The organism is Cytobacillus sp. FSL W8-0315, from assembly GCF_038002905.1.
GTDB lineage: Bacteria > Bacillota > Bacilli > Bacillales > Cytobacillaceae > Cytobacillus > Cytobacillus pseudoceanisediminis.
Genome location: NZ_JBBOOC010000001.1, coordinates 3,048,373 through 3,062,689 on the forward strand (window position 1 = coordinate 3,048,373; position 14,317 = coordinate 3,062,689).

The 14,317-nt window shown below is 38.1% G+C and carries 18 protein-coding genes; 11 read left to right on the forward strand and 7 right to left on the reverse strand.

Annotated features, from left to right (window positions below):
- Positions 1-126 precede the first annotated feature (126 nt).
- Both MKY20_RS15565 and MKY20_RS15570 read left to right on the forward strand, forming a co-directional pair.
- Positions 127-693 carry an MOSC domain-containing protein gene (locus tag MKY20_RS15565; protein WP_251157068.1) on the forward strand — a complete coding sequence of 189 codons (567 nt, stop codon included), beginning with the start codon at positions 127-129 and terminating at the stop codon, positions 691-693.
- Positions 694-745: 52 nt separating this feature from the next.
- Entirely contained in the window at positions 746-1,426 is a 681-nt protein-coding gene (locus tag MKY20_RS15570) for a lysoplasmalogenase (RefSeq protein WP_251157069.1), read from the forward strand.
- 72 nt (positions 1,427-1,498) lie between these two features.
- Here the strand turns inward: MKY20_RS15570 and MKY20_RS15575 are convergent, their stop codons facing one another.
- Entirely contained in the window at positions 1,499-2,065 is a 567-nt protein-coding gene (locus MKY20_RS15575) for a CBO0543 family protein (RefSeq protein ID WP_251267298.1), read from the reverse strand.
- A gap of 206 nt (positions 2,066-2,271) precedes the next feature.
- On the opposite strand from MKY20_RS15575, the gene MKY20_RS15580 reads away from it, so the two are divergent.
- From MKY20_RS15580 to MKY20_RS15590, 3 genes are all read left to right on the forward strand, one after another.
- A complete protein-coding gene (locus MKY20_RS15580; RefSeq protein ID WP_009334146.1) occupies positions 2,272-2,826 on the forward strand; it encodes a DUF3231 family protein in 555 nt (184 codons plus the stop codon).
- A gap of 119 nt (positions 2,827-2,945) precedes the next feature.
- Complete coding sequence (locus MKY20_RS15585) at positions 2,946-3,146, forward strand: M20/M25/M40 family metallo-hydrolase (RefSeq protein WP_226280733.1); 201 nt, start codon at positions 2,946-2,948, stop codon at positions 3,144-3,146.
- A 155-nt stretch (positions 3,147-3,301) separates the two neighbouring features.
- Entirely contained in the window at positions 3,302-4,318 is a 1,017-nt protein-coding gene (locus tag MKY20_RS15590) for a DUF3231 family protein (RefSeq protein ID WP_009334150.1), read from the forward strand.
- Between the two features lie 459 nt (positions 4,319-4,777).
- Here the strand turns inward: MKY20_RS15590 and MKY20_RS15595 are convergent, their stop codons facing one another.
- Complete coding sequence (locus MKY20_RS15595; protein ID WP_071158332.1) at positions 4,778-5,092, reverse strand: hypothetical protein; 315 nt, start codon at positions 5,090-5,092, stop codon at positions 4,778-4,780.
- A 702-nt stretch (positions 5,093-5,794) separates the two neighbouring features.
- Between MKY20_RS15595 and MKY20_RS15600 the strand changes: the two genes are divergently transcribed.
- Genes MKY20_RS15600 through MKY20_RS15610 form a run of 3 tightly spaced genes read left to right on the forward strand, consistent with a single transcriptional unit; the run spans position 5,795 to position 7,349 of the window.
- Positions 5,795-6,277, forward strand: a complete 483-nt coding sequence (locus tag MKY20_RS15600) for a DUF2975 domain-containing protein (RefSeq protein ID WP_009334154.1) — start codon at positions 5,795-5,797, stop codon at positions 6,275-6,277.
- Positions 6,278-6,286: 9 nt separating this feature from the next.
- Positions 6,287-6,502, forward strand: a complete 216-nt coding sequence (locus tag MKY20_RS15605; protein ID WP_009334156.1) for a helix-turn-helix domain-containing protein — start codon at positions 6,287-6,289, stop codon at positions 6,500-6,502.
- 58 nt (positions 6,503-6,560) lie between these two features.
- Entirely contained in the window at positions 6,561-7,349 is a 789-nt protein-coding gene (locus MKY20_RS15610) for a DUF817 domain-containing protein (protein WP_026041845.1), read from the forward strand.
- Between the two features lie 62 nt (positions 7,350-7,411).
- Here the strand turns inward: MKY20_RS15610 and MKY20_RS15615 are convergent, their stop codons facing one another.
- On the reverse strand, positions 7,412-7,903 hold the full coding sequence (locus MKY20_RS15615) for a CBO0543 family protein (protein ID WP_009334158.1): 492 nt from the start codon (positions 7,901-7,903) through the stop codon (positions 7,412-7,414).
- Between the two features lie 302 nt (positions 7,904-8,205).
- Between MKY20_RS15615 and MKY20_RS15620 the strand changes: the two genes are divergently transcribed.
- On the forward strand, positions 8,206-9,225 hold the full coding sequence (locus MKY20_RS15620) for a DUF3231 family protein (RefSeq protein ID WP_009334159.1): 1,020 nt from the start codon (positions 8,206-8,208) through the stop codon (positions 9,223-9,225).
- 75 nt (positions 9,226-9,300) lie between these two features.
- Here the strand turns inward: MKY20_RS15620 and MKY20_RS15625 are convergent, their stop codons facing one another.
- From MKY20_RS15625 to MKY20_RS15635, 3 genes are all read right to left on the reverse strand, one after another.
- Positions 9,301-10,077 carry a YibE/F family protein gene (locus tag MKY20_RS15625; RefSeq protein WP_251157070.1) on the reverse strand — a complete coding sequence of 259 codons (777 nt, stop codon included), beginning with the start codon at positions 10,075-10,077 and terminating at the stop codon, positions 9,301-9,303.
- Entirely contained in the window at positions 10,074-11,192 is a 1,119-nt protein-coding gene (locus MKY20_RS15630; RefSeq protein WP_251267299.1) for a YibE/F family protein, read from the reverse strand. The genes MKY20_RS15625 and MKY20_RS15630 overlap by 4 nt, the downstream gene beginning before the upstream one ends.
- Before the next feature lie 445 nt (positions 11,193-11,637).
- Positions 11,638-12,072 carry a DUF2383 domain-containing protein gene (locus MKY20_RS15635; RefSeq protein ID WP_251157072.1) on the reverse strand — a complete coding sequence of 145 codons (435 nt, stop codon included), beginning with the start codon at positions 12,070-12,072 and terminating at the stop codon, positions 11,638-11,640.
- A gap of 387 nt (positions 12,073-12,459) precedes the next feature.
- On the opposite strand from MKY20_RS15635, the gene MKY20_RS15640 reads away from it, so the two are divergent.
- Positions 12,460-13,008, forward strand: coding sequence for a DUF3231 family protein (locus MKY20_RS15640; RefSeq protein ID WP_009334163.1), 549 nt, complete (start codon positions 12,460-12,462; stop codon positions 13,006-13,008).
- Positions 13,009-13,429: 421 nt separating this feature from the next.
- On the opposite strand, the gene MKY20_RS15645 is transcribed toward MKY20_RS15640, so the two are convergent.
- Positions 13,430-13,552 carry a hypothetical protein gene (locus MKY20_RS15645; RefSeq protein WP_019383403.1) on the reverse strand — a complete coding sequence of 41 codons (123 nt, stop codon included), beginning with the start codon at positions 13,550-13,552 and terminating at the stop codon, positions 13,430-13,432.
- Between the two features lie 162 nt (positions 13,553-13,714).
- Between MKY20_RS15645 and MKY20_RS15650 the strand changes: the two genes are divergently transcribed.
- Positions 13,715-14,317: a TetR/AcrR family transcriptional regulator gene (locus tag MKY20_RS15650; RefSeq protein WP_019383404.1), complete on the forward strand. Its 603-nt coding sequence runs from the start codon at positions 13,715-13,717 to the stop codon at positions 14,315-14,317.

The following is a 14,317-nucleotide window of genomic DNA, read 5'->3' on the forward strand; positions in this document are numbered from 1 at the left end:
CATTATTTTTTACTTATCGCTAATCAAACAATGTCGAACATTATGGCCTAGGGGGAAGGACTAAAAAATTCTTTATGGAATAATAAGTAACAGGAGTCTAAAGAAAAGGAAGGCTGTGTGGGATAAATGAAGGATGAAATTAAGAAATATTCACTTGTGGGTACAGTCAAAGCGGTAAGTATAAGCAAAAAGCACACTTTCAGTAAAAAAAATCAAAATATCATAAAACTGGTGAAGGGTTTTGGGATCGAAGAGGATGCCCATTTTGGTTCAACGATTAAACACCGGTCAAGAGTGGCACAAAACCCTGACCAGCCGAATCTAAGACAGGTTCATTTAATCCACAGTGAGTTATTTGAGGAGTTAGCAGACCGTTTCCATATTGAACCTGGCCAAATGGGTGAAAATATTACAACTGCCGGAATCAATCTTCTTGAACTGCCTGCTGACAGTGTTTTATTTATTGGGACATCTGCCGTTATTCAGGTAACTGGATTACGGAATCCTTGTGCTCAGATCGATCATTTTCAACCTGGTCTTTTAAAGGCTGTTATTGACCAGGATGGAGGAGGAAACTTAATAAGAAAAGCTGGAATAATGGGAGTTGTTTTGGAGGGCGGAGAAGTGAAGCCAGGTGATGAAATCCGTGTTGAATTACCGCCAAAGCCTTTTAAAAAGCTAGATCGGGTTTAATACCTGTTAATTAAAGGGCAAATTACATTCGTACACAGGGAGATGAATAGTATTGAAAAATTTGCTGATTCCTATTTTAATAGGACTGATGGCTTTCTTGTATATTTTCATTATTCCTCAAGAGCCCCTGGCAATGAAGGTCGTCTTCAAGCTGATTCCTATGGCACTAATTATTATTTATGCATTCCGTAAGCTCCCTGCCAGTCCTTCGCCGGCATTGCGTTTAGTCGTTATAGGCTTATTTTTCTGCATGCTCGGGGATGGATTCATTGCCGTGTCATTTGTTGCCGGACTTGGAGCTTTCCTGGTTGGCCATCTGTTCTATTTGACTGGATTCCTGAAAATGGCGGATATCACTAAGCTGCGGCTGGCTGCCATAATCCCGATTGGTTTATATTCCTGGCTCATTGGCCGCCAGCTGATTGCATCCATAGCTGCTGAGGGAAATGGGATGCTGATGATGCCGGTTATTGCCTACATGCTGGTCATTTCAATAATGGCTTTATCAGCCATCCTGACCGGCAGCAAATGGGCCATTGCCGGGAGCCTTTTGTTTGTGATCTCGGACTCCATTCTGTCTTGGAATATGTTTGTTTCAGGCGTTTTTTATTCAGATGTTTTCATCATGACAACTTACTACTCTGCCCAATTCCTGATTGCGTGCAGCCTTTCTTCATTTGGGAAAAGAGAGGCGACAATCACAGCAAAATCGGAAGTGATTCGGCCATTCTAAATTGATTTTATGAGATAAAAAGTACACTTTGGATGCAGAAAAGACTTTCCGATAATTAAGAAAGTCTTTTATTTATTTCATTTTACTTTCCTTCCGATTACTCTCCATTCTCGTTATCCAATATCCGGCATAGTAAAGTGTGAGGAAAATGACAAAATCATATAAAGTAGACCAGCTTTTTGGATTATAAAAATCAATGGCGTTAAAGAAATTCATCCCTCCAAAAGCTGCAATGGCAGAGAAAAGAATTCCTTTTAACAAGCTATTCATTTGAGGCTTTATCTGGAGAGCAAACATTATTCCGACTGGTGCTAAGGAAAAGTGGTACGGCAAAAATAGAAATGGTGCCAGAGGAATAATGATCATAGGATAGGACCATAACCCCAAGGATAATGCTGCCAGATCGATTGTAAGAGATAAAATAATAATTAATAAACCAGCTAAGAGAAGACGCCCGGTGCTGTCTTTTTTCCTGTACTTAAACCACACCAGCCAGGGAATGATAAACAAAGCAAGTCCAAACCACCATTGCCATGTTGTAATAAAATCGTTCTTAACGATATCCGCGAATGCCGCGCTTATCTTCGTAAACTGTTCATATGCTTTTTCAGATTTTGCCAGTCCCTCTTCAAACGCCATATAATTCACCCTATCTTTTTCTAATTATTTTCAAATGGTAAATCAATTATGCCACTCTTTTAAGAATCAGGAGTTACAAATTGCATCTATAGATCCCTCTGTTTGCTGTAAATAGGGAGAGTTTCGCTTAATATATAACAAGTGCATGTAAATCCTTGTATTTTCTTTCCGCCTCTACACAACATATATAATGAGGAGGTAAAAAGATGCCTAACGCGTTAGAAGCAATTTTTAATATGCTCAGAATTTCATTTGATAATACAAATGAACCTAAATCTCTCTTACATGTGATTGAAGTTGGAGACCTATGGAAGTATGTAACTTTAGTTGAAGAATTTATCCGGTACGAAGAAATGGGATTAAACACAACTGCTGATGATGAAGTACGGGAAATGCTGACAGATATAGTAAAGGTATGTGAAGCACAGGTGAAAAGGGTAGGCAATTTTATGAAAAACGAAGGAATTCCTTTACCTGATGTAACTTCTTCAAAGCCAAATTCAAACCCGAAAGATGTTCCTTTAGGTGTTAAGTTAACGGATGATGAAATTGCAAATGGCGTCGCCTTTAAATTAGTTACATGTTCACAAGCATGCGCAAAAGGACAGGCAGACGCTATCCGTAATGATTTAGGCCTCATGTGGACTGAATTCTTTTTAGAATGGACAGCAATAGGGGCAACTGTAAAAACATTGATGAGGAAAAGAGGATGGCTTAAAGTGCCGCCATATTACTATACTCCAGGTTCTCCACAAAGGTAAAAAATCCAACTCAAGGGGTTTGAGTTGGGTTTTTCATTTTTCGGAGGAGGTGTTTAAATAGTATTCTGGCTGAGCAGTTTGGGAAATGAGTGCTTATTAGGGAGTTTTTTAAGCCGGTAGTGAAAATTAACGGCGAGAGGAAAGGTGGAGGTTCGGATGCAGCGTATACATCCACTGAAGGCGTCCCAACTGTGGACGGCATGGGACCGCTCGGAGAATTTTCCCACAGTGAAACAGATGAGTATATCGATTTAAAAACGTTCCCGAAGCGAACGGCTTTACTGGCAAGTACGATCGAGAGGCTGAGCAAGCTTGGATAACAATGTTAACCTCCTGGCCAGGATTTCATATTAAACAAAAAGGAGATCATTTTTATTAGAAATGGTCTCCTTTTATTTTCTTGATCTTCATTATTTTAAATAAATAGCTGACAAAAGGTAACACTAATCCAAGAAAATAACGGGAGGCAATCAAAATGGACAAGGATTCATTTAATCACCATACAAAAATTACGGCACCTGAATTAGCTACCCTCTGGTCACAATATATGAATGACAGCTTATCTCACTGCATACTGCGTTATTTTGTTCATCATGTCAAGGATGAAGACATCAAGGATGTCCTTATCTATGCACTTGATTTATCTGAACGGCATCTCCAAAAAGTAAAGGAATTTCTGACAGAAGAAAAATATCCAATACCTATTGGATTTACGGATGAAGATGTCAATCTGGAAGCTCCGCCATTGTTTACCGATACATTTATGATCATTTATATTCATATCATGTCCATTCATGGGCTAACAAGATATGCCGGTGCAATGGGAAACGCCATTCGCGAAGACCAGAGGCAATACATGATGCAAGTGATAGGGGAAACTCTTAAACTGGTCGATCGGGCATCTAATGTCTTGCTGAACAAAGGGATTCTGAGTAAGCCGCCGGTTTTTAATAATCATCAGTCTGTTGACTTTTTGGAAGAGAAAAAATATTTAACAGGGTGGCTTGGAAAACGCAGACCAATTAGCGCAGTTGAAATTAGCGGTACATATATGAATATGCAAAAGACAATGGCGAAAATTGTTCTGGAACTGGGCTTTAGTCAAGTGGCTCAATCAAAAGAGGTACGAAAATATATGGAAAGAAGCAGACATCTCTGCCATAAACACTTTGAGATCCTCTCATCAATGTTGGAAGAAGATAATTTAAACATACCGAAAACTCTTGAAACAGAAGTAACCGATTCAACTGTTCCACCCTTTTCTGACAAACTGATAATGACACATATAGCAGCACTGCTTTCATCTGCCATAGGATATTATGGTGAGGCATTGTCCATGTGCCAGAGGAGGGACTTATCAGCGAGCTACGCGCGAATGATTGCTGAGATGGGAGTATTAGCTGAAGATGGCATCAATTTATTAATCAAAAATGAATGGATGGAGCAGCCGCCCATTGCGACCGATCATGAAGAATTGGCAAAGAGAAAATGAATCCAGCCACATGATCATAAAACAGGATAAAGTCATTGAAAGTCTTTTATGGAGTATCGTTTTGCACAAGTTTTGCATGGCAAGCTTTATAAAAGAACTCTCTTTATTGTCTTGGTAGTACTGACCATATCAATTCCAATTTCAATGAAGTAATTCGTTTAAGCTTTCACGGAAAAATACAGGAAGCAATTGTTCTGACTAATTATCAATGGCTGATGCTCTATCCAGGTTTATACTTTTTTGCCATGTGGGATGCGTTAAAGAGGCAGGCTGAGGAGGAGAAAAAAACTTCTCGTAACTCCCATTTGTCTGATCAGCGGCATTTATAACAGCAGGGCTCTTGGTCCCATCAAAAGTAAAGATTTGGAAATCACTCTTGGGACTATGTGGTTTCCCATGTTATGTGTTTTTCCTGGACTTCTTATGGGAATCAGCTTAAAGAGAATTTTGAATGGACAGTTATACCTGCATTTGATTCATTATGGATGAATAGCCGTCAGCCTGAGGAAATTCAAACAGAAGGGTATTGCTGTTAATGATCGTGCAGGTTGTGCCTTCAGGAAAATTCATCCAGGTGCCGGGCGGGTGAGGAGCATCCCATTTTTGCACCTCATCAAAGCTATATTTGACATTTGCAGCGGAAAGCTGCTGACCATAATGAAAATTAGTTACATGCAAACGGATCTGCATGGTATGTTCATTAAGCCATTTTATTTCTTTCGCAAGTGAAGGAATCAATCCGCCTTCCCGGTCTGCCCTGACTGGTTCTTCCATTGTATTAAACAGCACATATAGCCAATTCAGTTCCGAAAAATCCGCTGCATGAATCGTTCATCTTGGATATTCCAGCGTGTTTTCTCCTTTCATATCCCATCTCCTTTCCCTCATATATCAATATCTATATTTGCCCTTAACTGTATGTATGTGCAGTGAGAATGATATTTGATTTAATGTCAGGAACTATCGGTTTTAATAAATGAACTAATATTTTTATGGGAGAAAGCGGTAAATTTCGTTTTTAAATCTTTTAGACCTTTATCATTCGATGAAAGCTAAATCTTTTCCCATTTCCATTCCAGGGAACTTAAGTGCCTGAACATGCTGTTATCATTTTCATTACGAATGAAAGTTACTTCTTTTCTAATGGGAACTGAAAAAGAAAGGTAGACCAACATTCCATCATTTATCTAGCAAGTTGGCAATGCAACAAATGGCCGCTGGATAATATGAACCTAACCAAACCCGTAATCAATTATAAATTCCATCTGCAGACTACTCTTTCTCAGGACCTGCTGAGCAATCAGAGAATATTGGTAATAGAGCATTTTGAAATAAGAAATGCTCTATTTTAATTTGTTTGATTCAATGAGTAGGTTACATTTCAATAAAAATATAATAAAAAACACTAATTATTTATTGCAAAACGATAAATATTGTATTAAAATCAAACTGAAAATAAGAAGTGAGGTGTTTTTTATGGAAAAAGTAACAACATTGTTCTTAAAAATAGCCGTTTTTCTATTAGGAGTCCCAATTTTAGTTCTATGTATTTTTTTGGTGCCTGAGCTGGGGAAAGTTGCAGGTGAAATGCTGCCGAAGTTTGCTTTCCTTAAATATTGGGTTTACATCGTGTTTTATGCTTCGACGATTCCTTTTTACTTTGCGCTGTATCAGGCTTTCAAACTTTTGCGCTATATTGACGAAAATAAGGCTTTCTCAGATTTATCTGTCACAGCTTTAAAGAAAATTAAATATTGTGCCATCACCATCGCCGGATTACATGTGCTGGTACTGCCGATTTTCTATATTTTTGCAGAAATAGACGATGCCCCGGGTGTCATCTTCGTTGGCTTGCTGGTTCCTTTTGCTTCAATGGTTATAGCAGTCTTTGCGGCTGTTCTGCAAAAGCTTTTGCAAGAGGCAATTGATATAAAATCAGAAAATGATTTAACGGTCTGAGGTGAGAACATGGCTATTATTATAAATGTTGATGTGATGCTGGCAAAAAGGAAAATGAGTGTAACAGAACTCTCAGAAAGGGTAGGAATCACAATGGCAAACCTCTCTATTTTGAAAAATGGAAAGGCGAAGGCGATAAGGTTTTCAACTCTGGAGGCCATTTGTAAAGCTTTGGACTGCCAGCCTGGTGATATCCTGGAATACCGCAATGATAAGGAAGATTAATGATACAGGTGGGGGATTAAAGATGCATTTGACTATTCGGAAAGAGGAGCCACGTTCGATTCGGTCACTGAAACAGCTCTTTCGTTTTGGCTGGGAGCAGGCATTGTCCTGCTTATTTCCTGTTGTTATTTTTGCTTCTTTAGCTTTAACCAAATTCCTGCCGATGCCCATTCTGCCGAGATATGACTGGCTGCTGATTATTTGTCTCCTGATGCAGTGGTTCATGGTGCGGTCGGGGCTTGAAACGAAGGATGAATTGAAGGTTATCACTTTGTTCCATATTATTGGCCTTGCACTTGAACTATTTAAGGTCCATATGGGCTCATGGGCTTATCCGGAGGATGGCTATACCAAAGTGTTTGGAGTTCCTTTATACAGCGGTTTCATGTATGCCAGTGTAGCAAGTTATCTCTGCCAGGCGTGGAGAAGGCTGAAGGTTGACTTGATTAAGTGGCCGCCATTCCTGGCAGTAGTACCTCTTGCTGCTGCGATTTATTTGAATTTTTTCACTCACCATTATTGGATCGATATCCGATGGTGGCTGTCTGGAATGGTTCTGATTGTTTTTTGGAGATCCTGGGTCAGTTACGAGGTAGGAGGAATCCAATACCGTATGCCGCTTGCACTTTCTTTTGTGCTTATCGGATTCTTTATATGGATAGCGGAAAATATCGCAACATTCTTTGGGGCCTGGGAATACCCCAATCAGGCCGATGCATGGAGCCTCGTTCATTTGGGGAAGGTGAGTTCATGGCTTTTATTAGTGATCGTCAGCTTTCTTATAGTGGCGACGTTAAAGCAGGTTAAGGGAAAAAATTCCACAGGGGAAGCTGCTGATCACCTTTAAAACGGTTCTGAGAATGTGTTTTTTTAAGGTTGTATGTATTTGGCTGGCATCCCGATGTGTATTTATAGATAATCAAATAAATATAAATAAATAGCTGCAATAATAACCGAAAGAAATAATGCACGAAGTTTATGGACATAGTGTAAATGAATCATTGGAAACATAATGATTACAAATAAAAATGACCACCAAATATTCCATCCATTATGGTAGGATATAAAACTAAATCGGTTTGCCAGCCATTCAGCCGCCCAAAATAAGACAATCCATTTTGCATAATAGAAAATTTGCTTTTTTAGGCTGCTGGGGATATTAGATAAGAACATAAATCCAATTAAAGGGTTAATTAGGATGTTATGCAATAGATGAACACCCATCAGATTTAAAATGCCTTTTTCAAGTTCCCATAAGTGAAAATGGCTGTGTGATATAAATTCATAAATGAAGGATGCTACGGAAATGTATAGCATGGAAGGATAATATCTTTCCCAATTGTGCCAGTCACCTTTAAAATAAGCAAAGATAATGACCAGGATAACAAGGATGCAGTGCATAAGTTCACCTCATTTTTCTCATATTAGTATTGACGATATCCGAAATTAAATACCAATAAATGTAAAATAAGGAAATTATCCTAAAAAGACTTTTTGTAAATTTAGTTAAGATCTGAAGTTTATCATTCAAGGGATTTTCATCTTAGTAACTATAGAACAAGCTGCAAATTAGCAGCTTGTTTTTTCATGCAAAGGGATTGGTTTTGTTTAACTATGGAATATATTACTTCATGAAAAGATAGATTTTTTTGTTAATCTTTTTGGAATAATAAACCTACTAAAACATGGTGGGGGGTTCATTTGTGGAATACGGGAATAAGAAGGTAAATATTGAACTGACTTGCACAGAAATTGGAGGCCTTTGGGGGGTTTATTTACAAGAAAGCATGGGTTCCTGTTTTCTCCAGTATTTTTTACACCACCTCCAAGATGAGGAAATCATTCCATTAGCAAAAGAGTCATTGCAAATTTCGCAAGGAAGAATAGATAAGATCAAAAAAATTTTTCTCTCAGAAAATTTTCCGGTACCGGCTGCCTTTTCCGAAGGGGATGTCAATTTGTCAGCCCCTCCATTATTCAATGATGTGTTCACCTTAAGCTATATTTATATGATGAATCGATTGGGAATGATTAATTTCAGCTATACTGCTTCAAATAATGTTCGGCTGGATGTACTGGACTTTTTTACAGAGTGTATACATACCTCTACAGAAATGTTTGGCAAAGCAGTCAAGATGATGCTGGGTAAGGGTATTTATGATCGCCCGCCAAAAATGAACTATCCCAAAGAAATTGAATTTGTTCAAAAGGATTCATTTCTGTCGGGAATTATAGGTGCAAAACGTCCCTTGAATGCAATAGAATTATCGGAAATATTTTTTAACATCGAGCGGAATTATTTTTCAGTTCTCATCATGCTTGCGTTTGCTCAAGTAGTAAAAGACAAAGAACTGAAAAAACATATTTTGAAAGGAAAAACGCTCAGCGAAAAACAGATATCCTTTTTCAATAACTTATTAATGGAAGAAGAGCTACTTGGAACCGTGACCGTCGGAATGGAAGTAACAGAATCCATGGTGGCACCTTTTTCAGACAAACTGATTTTTTCAATGATCAATGTTTTAAATTCCGTAGACATTAGTTTAATTTCACATGCCATGTCAGTGTCCATGAGAACTGATCTAACATCTCAATACAGTAAAATTATTGCAGAAGTCATGCTTTATGCAAAGGATACCTTTGATATCGTGGTAAAGGAAAAATGGCTGGAGCAGCCTCCGCTTGTAACTAATAGGAAGATGCTGATACATAAAAAGCAATAATGTATAAGCAATAGAAATAAGTATGAATCATTTATTTTACTGCAGCCTTAAAAGGCTGCAGCAGTGTTTTCAAAGCTATTCAGTGCTATCGGATGTATTTCCTCTTTTCACTAAATACATTGCAGTAATCCACGACGTGACAGGAATGACCATCGTAACACCAATTCCTGCACAGAAGATCGTAATCATCTCACCGCTGAAAATCTTTGAATTGATAATTTCACCTGGTGAATAGGATAGGTCTTTAAACCATATCAGAAGTGCTAAATATCCGCCAAAGAAGGCGAAAAATAATGTGTTGGTGCTTGTTCCGAGAATATCCTTACCGATGCTGATGCCAGCTTGGAACAAGTCTTTTCTGCTAATGTCCGGATGATAATAATGAATTTCCCTCATTGGCGAAGAGATGGCCATGGCAGCATCTGTTATGGCGCCGATTGTACTCATGATGATGACAGATGCAGCCACTTTAACAAAATCAACCCCAATATAAAGGGAAAATATGCTCAACTCTTCTATTTCCTCTTCACCAAATCCCTGAATATTTGCCTTATCTGCAATGATGACAATGAACACAATGAGAACTACTGTAGTAATGATCGAAGACAGAAATGCGGTTATCGTCTTAATGTTCACTTCATTTATAAAAAATAGATTGATACAGCCAATTAGTGCACATGCGAATAATGTAACGATAATTGGATTGATGTTTGGATCGTTCATAAAGAAGAGGACGAAAATAATCACACCGAAATTGAGGAAGATCGCAAAAAATGATCTCGCTCCTTTTTTTCCGCCGATAAGGGTCATCAGAATAAATAATATGGCTGACAGTAATAGGATGGCGTTCATCTTTGGGCCCTCTTTCTATTAATGAAGTATATCGTCGTATACAACCCAATCGGAATCGTGATTACAATCCCAATTCCTCCGGCAAGTGCCCGGGCTAATTCCAGTGAAAGGTTCATGGATAGGCTGAATCCGAGCGGGGAGTCATTTTTTATATACAGAATAAGCATCGGAATGGAGCCGCTGATATAGGCGAAAAACAAGATATTCGTCATGGTGCCCATAATGTCTTTGCCTACTTCCATTCCAGAGCGTTTAAGAGCCTGCACTGGAATGCTGTTATTTTTTTCATACAAACTAAACAGTGAAGATGACATGGTAATGGCTACATCCATAACCGCCCCCAACGAGCCGATAAATAAACCGGCTAAGAAAACCATCTGATAGGGCCTGGTTATAAACTGGAGCTCTTCGTATCTTAGCCCCTTCCCGCCAGTTAACCATATGACCAGATAAGTGACCAATAATGATAAGAATGTAGCCGCTAGCGTTGCAATAATCGCAGCATATGTTTTTTCGTTGAAGCCATTTACGAGCAGAAGGGAGGTAACGGTAAATAAAATGACTGCCAAACAGCAGATCAGCAGCAGGCTTATTTCCGGATTTTTCAGATATACATCCAATGCATAGGAAAGCAGCACGGCATTAACTGCCAGGCTGATTATGGAAAAGAGACCTTGTTTTTTTCCGACAAAGAGCAGTATCAGGATAAAGATCCATCCTGTCAAGAGTATGTAATGGTCGCGCTTCAGATCTAGGATATCTCCGCTTAGTTCTGCAGCACCTGCTTTTTTTTCCTTTATGGACACAAATAACTTTTGTCCTGTCTGAATTTCATAATCGTATGCTTTGGATTTAGAAAACTGATTTGATAAGTGGATTTGCTGTCCTTTTTCTTCGCCATTCGTTATTTCTGCCACTATCTGCTGTTCATAAATGCGGTCTTCATTATCGTAAATATCCGTTACTTCTTCAGCTTGATGAGTTTTAACCGCTTTAACTTCAGCGATGGATCGTTCATAGAATGAGTCATTGTTTTGAACAAATAGAACGGAGGCAGCAATGCAAAATGCCAATATGATATATAAATAGAATTTTTTGAGTGGGATGTTTTTCAAAATTAACCTCCAGAGGAAATAAAGACAAATTTTAGTATAAATGAGCGGTTTTCCCGCTGAAAATCCATAATGATGCCATGCAGCTGCCTGCTTCAACGAAAATAGAATAACAGTATTTTTTTCAGATAGTCAAGCTTATCAAAGTGTGTGTGCAATGTCTAATTGTTTTGGTCTGTAAGCATCAATGGCTGCAGATAAGGTCAAAGAGAAATGCCTGCCAGGTTTAACACTTGGCAGGCATTTTTAATTACAAAATTATGAGGAATATCAAGGGATCACTGGTCAGTGAGATCCATAGATCAAACAATTTAACTAATATGAGAACTTCAAAGGAGGTGATTTTAACATGACGACAGGTAAAAACGCGAACAGTTGAAGGGTTTGCAGCAAGACATGAAAAATTGTTTCATCTACAACTTGCATCGTGCTTATTCTATATCATGCATCAGTGCAGTTCAGATTTTAAATAATCCACATGCTCTCTTTGATTATCTAATATTTGGTGAACAAGACTCATGCTTTTTTCATCCAGCTTATCCCGGACTAACTTCTCCGTCATTTTAATTCCGTAAAGATTTTCTCCTTTAATGGCATGCTTTAAGATATCCTTTTCACCTTGTGGGTGATCGAATATCTGACTGATGAATTGTTCAATTTTGCCAATAACTCCTTCGCTGGTAGCCGGTGTTCCGTGCAGCTCCTGAATTCGTTCTGATAGCAGCTCTGCATGATGCTTTAGATCCTTTTGGATCATAATGAATCTAGAGCGAAGCGGGGAAGCGTCATCAAGGTTTTTAATAAATTCTTCATAAGAATGTATTCCCATATATTGACCCTGCAGTAACTTATTTAAGGGTTTTGTAACTTTCTGTTCTTCCATCAAAATCAATCCCTTTTATTTTATAGGCTCAGCTGATTCTAGTTTAAACGGAAAAAAATAGTTTCATGCAACTTTTGGAAACCCGAGCTTTTATGGAGATTGGTAACAATGCATAAGCAACTATTCAAGATTTAAACCAGACTTCAGCATAAACCCTAATAATCCAGGGCAAATTATCCTCGTAATCAACATCTCTTCCTGCAGTCATCGAGTTTCGTTGCCTTCAGTAAATGTAACAGCGTGGATTCTCCGTGCTGTTAAAAGGCTAGCTGATCTTAAATAAGTGAAAATACTAAAAAGTGGTTGAGTCAAACAATAATACACTACCTAAACCATGGCTTTAAGAGGCTTATCTTCAAGCTGATATTACTCAATTGGAGGTACATAATGACTACTATAATCGAAACAATAAAAGATTATTTACAGGTAAATTTAGATAATGAACCAAAAAGCCCTCTTCACGTAGGGGAAGTCATGAGCTGCTGGCTTTACCTCACAATCATGGATGAAGCAAGTGTATATATTCAGACAGGCTTGAATACGACAACAGATGATGATGTGGTCAAAATCCTGAAAGAAAGCTTGAAGCAATGTGATGTTCAAGGACAGAGATTTAAAGACTTTATGAAAAAAGAAGGGATCCATTTGCCTCCAACGAGTGAAGAACGACCGGATTCAGAGCCTAATTCAGTTCCTTTGGGAACCAAACTGACGGATGATGAAATTATGAACGGCTTAAGCATTAAAACTGTGGCTGCCATTGTTCATTGTTCGACAGCAGCCGCTCAGTCTATAAGAAATGATGTAAGTTCGCTGTTTACCCACTGCATGCTGGAGAAAATGAAATTTGGTGCCTCATTAAAGGATTTAATGAGGAAAAGAAGCTGGATTAAGGTTCCTCCTTACTATTATCCGCCAGGGTCTCCTAGGAACTGATATATAAGCATCCCATAAATAAAAGGACTGCGATTTTTTTAATTATTTGATGGTAATTTCGGTTCATCCTGAAAACAATGCCATCACTAAAATGGTGTGTTTAAAGGATTGCACAGGAAAAACCGGAATGAAGGGGGTTTTACCTTTCGTCCTTGCATACTCCGGTATTTTCTGCGTTCTGTATCGGTGGAAATTATAACTATACCTGAGCGTTAACAAAGGTCTAAAACATCAAAATGAATAGAAGCATTGAGACAAAGCACCATTGAATTCTCTTTAAGTCATATCAGAATTTGATTTACTGACCTGCAGCGTCAATGAATATTTGGATCAATTCATATTTATTCGCATTCATTATGGATTCAAACTTCAAAAAAAATCATCCATAAAGGATGACAGAGTATGACTGCTGAGCCATGTGTTAATTCTTTTTCTTCAAATTGCAGCTTTCAGTTTGCTGGATCTCTTGTTTCTGCCTTTCTGCGTCCTTCTTGAATGCCTCCATTGCTTTATAGAAAAGCAAAGTCACCTCTATCACCTCCATATAAAATGTATCCCCCCTGTATCATTAGATAAAACGTTAAATAAAGAATTTATTATATGAAAAAACATTGACCAATATGGTCATTTTTTGTTATGTTGAAAATGACCACTTTGGTCATTTTGGTGAAAGGAGTGGAATATAATTAATACTACTTTTTACAGCTTGAAAAGCGAAAAACAGGAACGAATCATCAATGCAGCCATGAAGGAATTTGTAAAGAGCGGCTTTGAGAAGGCATCTACAAATGAAATAGTAAAGGATGCACAAATAAGCAAAGGCTCTTTGTTCAACTATTTCAGCAATAAAAAGGATTTGTATTTCTTTTTGATTCAGAATGCAATAAACATCATTGAACAAATCTATGTTGAAATAGATATGAATGAAAGGGACATTTTTGAAAGAATCAGCCAGGTAGGGTTCATTAAATTAAACATTCAAAAGAAGTATCCCCTAGTATTTGATTTCTTAAAATCCCTGCTTGAAGAAGATGCTCAGGAAGTAAAATCTGATATAAATCAACTGCTGGCAAACATTCAAAAAGATGGCATGAAAAGAATCTACGAAAACATCGACTGGTCAAAGCTACGGGAGGATATAGAACCTGAACAGGCGATAAATATCCTTAATTGGACAATGACTGGTTTCGCGGAGCTGCAAATCACGAAAATCAAGTCATTTGAGGATATCGGTATCGAGCTGATTAACGAATGGGACAGTTATAAGGAAATTCTAAAGCGCTGTTTTTATAAAAATGGGGAGGAATGA

Bases quoted from the DNA above. Each gene is read 5' to 3' on its own strand.
- MKY20_RS15590 (WP_009334150.1), top strand. From the start codon at position 3,302: ATGGACAAGGATTCATTTAATCACCATACAAAAATTACGGCACCTGAA.
- MKY20_RS15565 (WP_251157068.1), top strand. From the start codon at position 127: ATGAAGGATGAAATTAAGAAATATTCACTTGTGGGTACAGTCAAAGCG.
- MKY20_RS15635 (WP_251157072.1), bottom strand. From the start codon at position 12,072: ATGGAAGAACAGAAAGTTACAAAACCCTTAAATAAGTTACTGCAGGGT.
- MKY20_RS15625 (WP_251157070.1), bottom strand. From the start codon at position 10,077: ATGAACGCCATCCTATTACTGTCAGCCATATTATTTATTCTGATGACC.
- MKY20_RS15605 (WP_009334156.1), top strand. From the start codon at position 6,287: ATGGCTATTATTATAAATGTTGATGTGATGCTGGCAAAAAGGAAAATG.
- MKY20_RS15580 (WP_009334146.1), top strand. From the start codon at position 2,272: ATGCCTAACGCGTTAGAAGCAATTTTTAATATGCTCAGAATTTCATTT.
- MKY20_RS15575 (WP_251267298.1), bottom strand. From the start codon at position 2,065: ATGGCGTTTGAAGAGGGACTGGCAAAATCTGAAAAAGCATATGAACAG.
- MKY20_RS15645 (WP_019383403.1), bottom strand. From the start codon at position 13,552: ATGGAGGTGATAGAGGTGACTTTGCTTTTCTATAAAGCAATGGAGGCA.
- MKY20_RS15595 (WP_071158332.1), bottom strand. From the start codon at position 5,092: ATGGAAGAACCAGTCAGGGCAGACCGGGAAGGCGGATTGATTCCTTCA.
- MKY20_RS15640 (WP_009334163.1), top strand. From the start codon at position 12,460: ATGACTACTATAATCGAAACAATAAAAGATTATTTACAGGTAAATTTA.
- MKY20_RS15600 (WP_009334154.1), top strand. From the start codon at position 5,795: ATGGAAAAAGTAACAACATTGTTCTTAAAAATAGCCGTTTTTCTATTA.
- MKY20_RS15615 (WP_009334158.1), bottom strand. From the start codon at position 7,903: ATGCACTGCATCCTTGTTATCCTGGTCATTATCTTTGCTTATTTTAAA.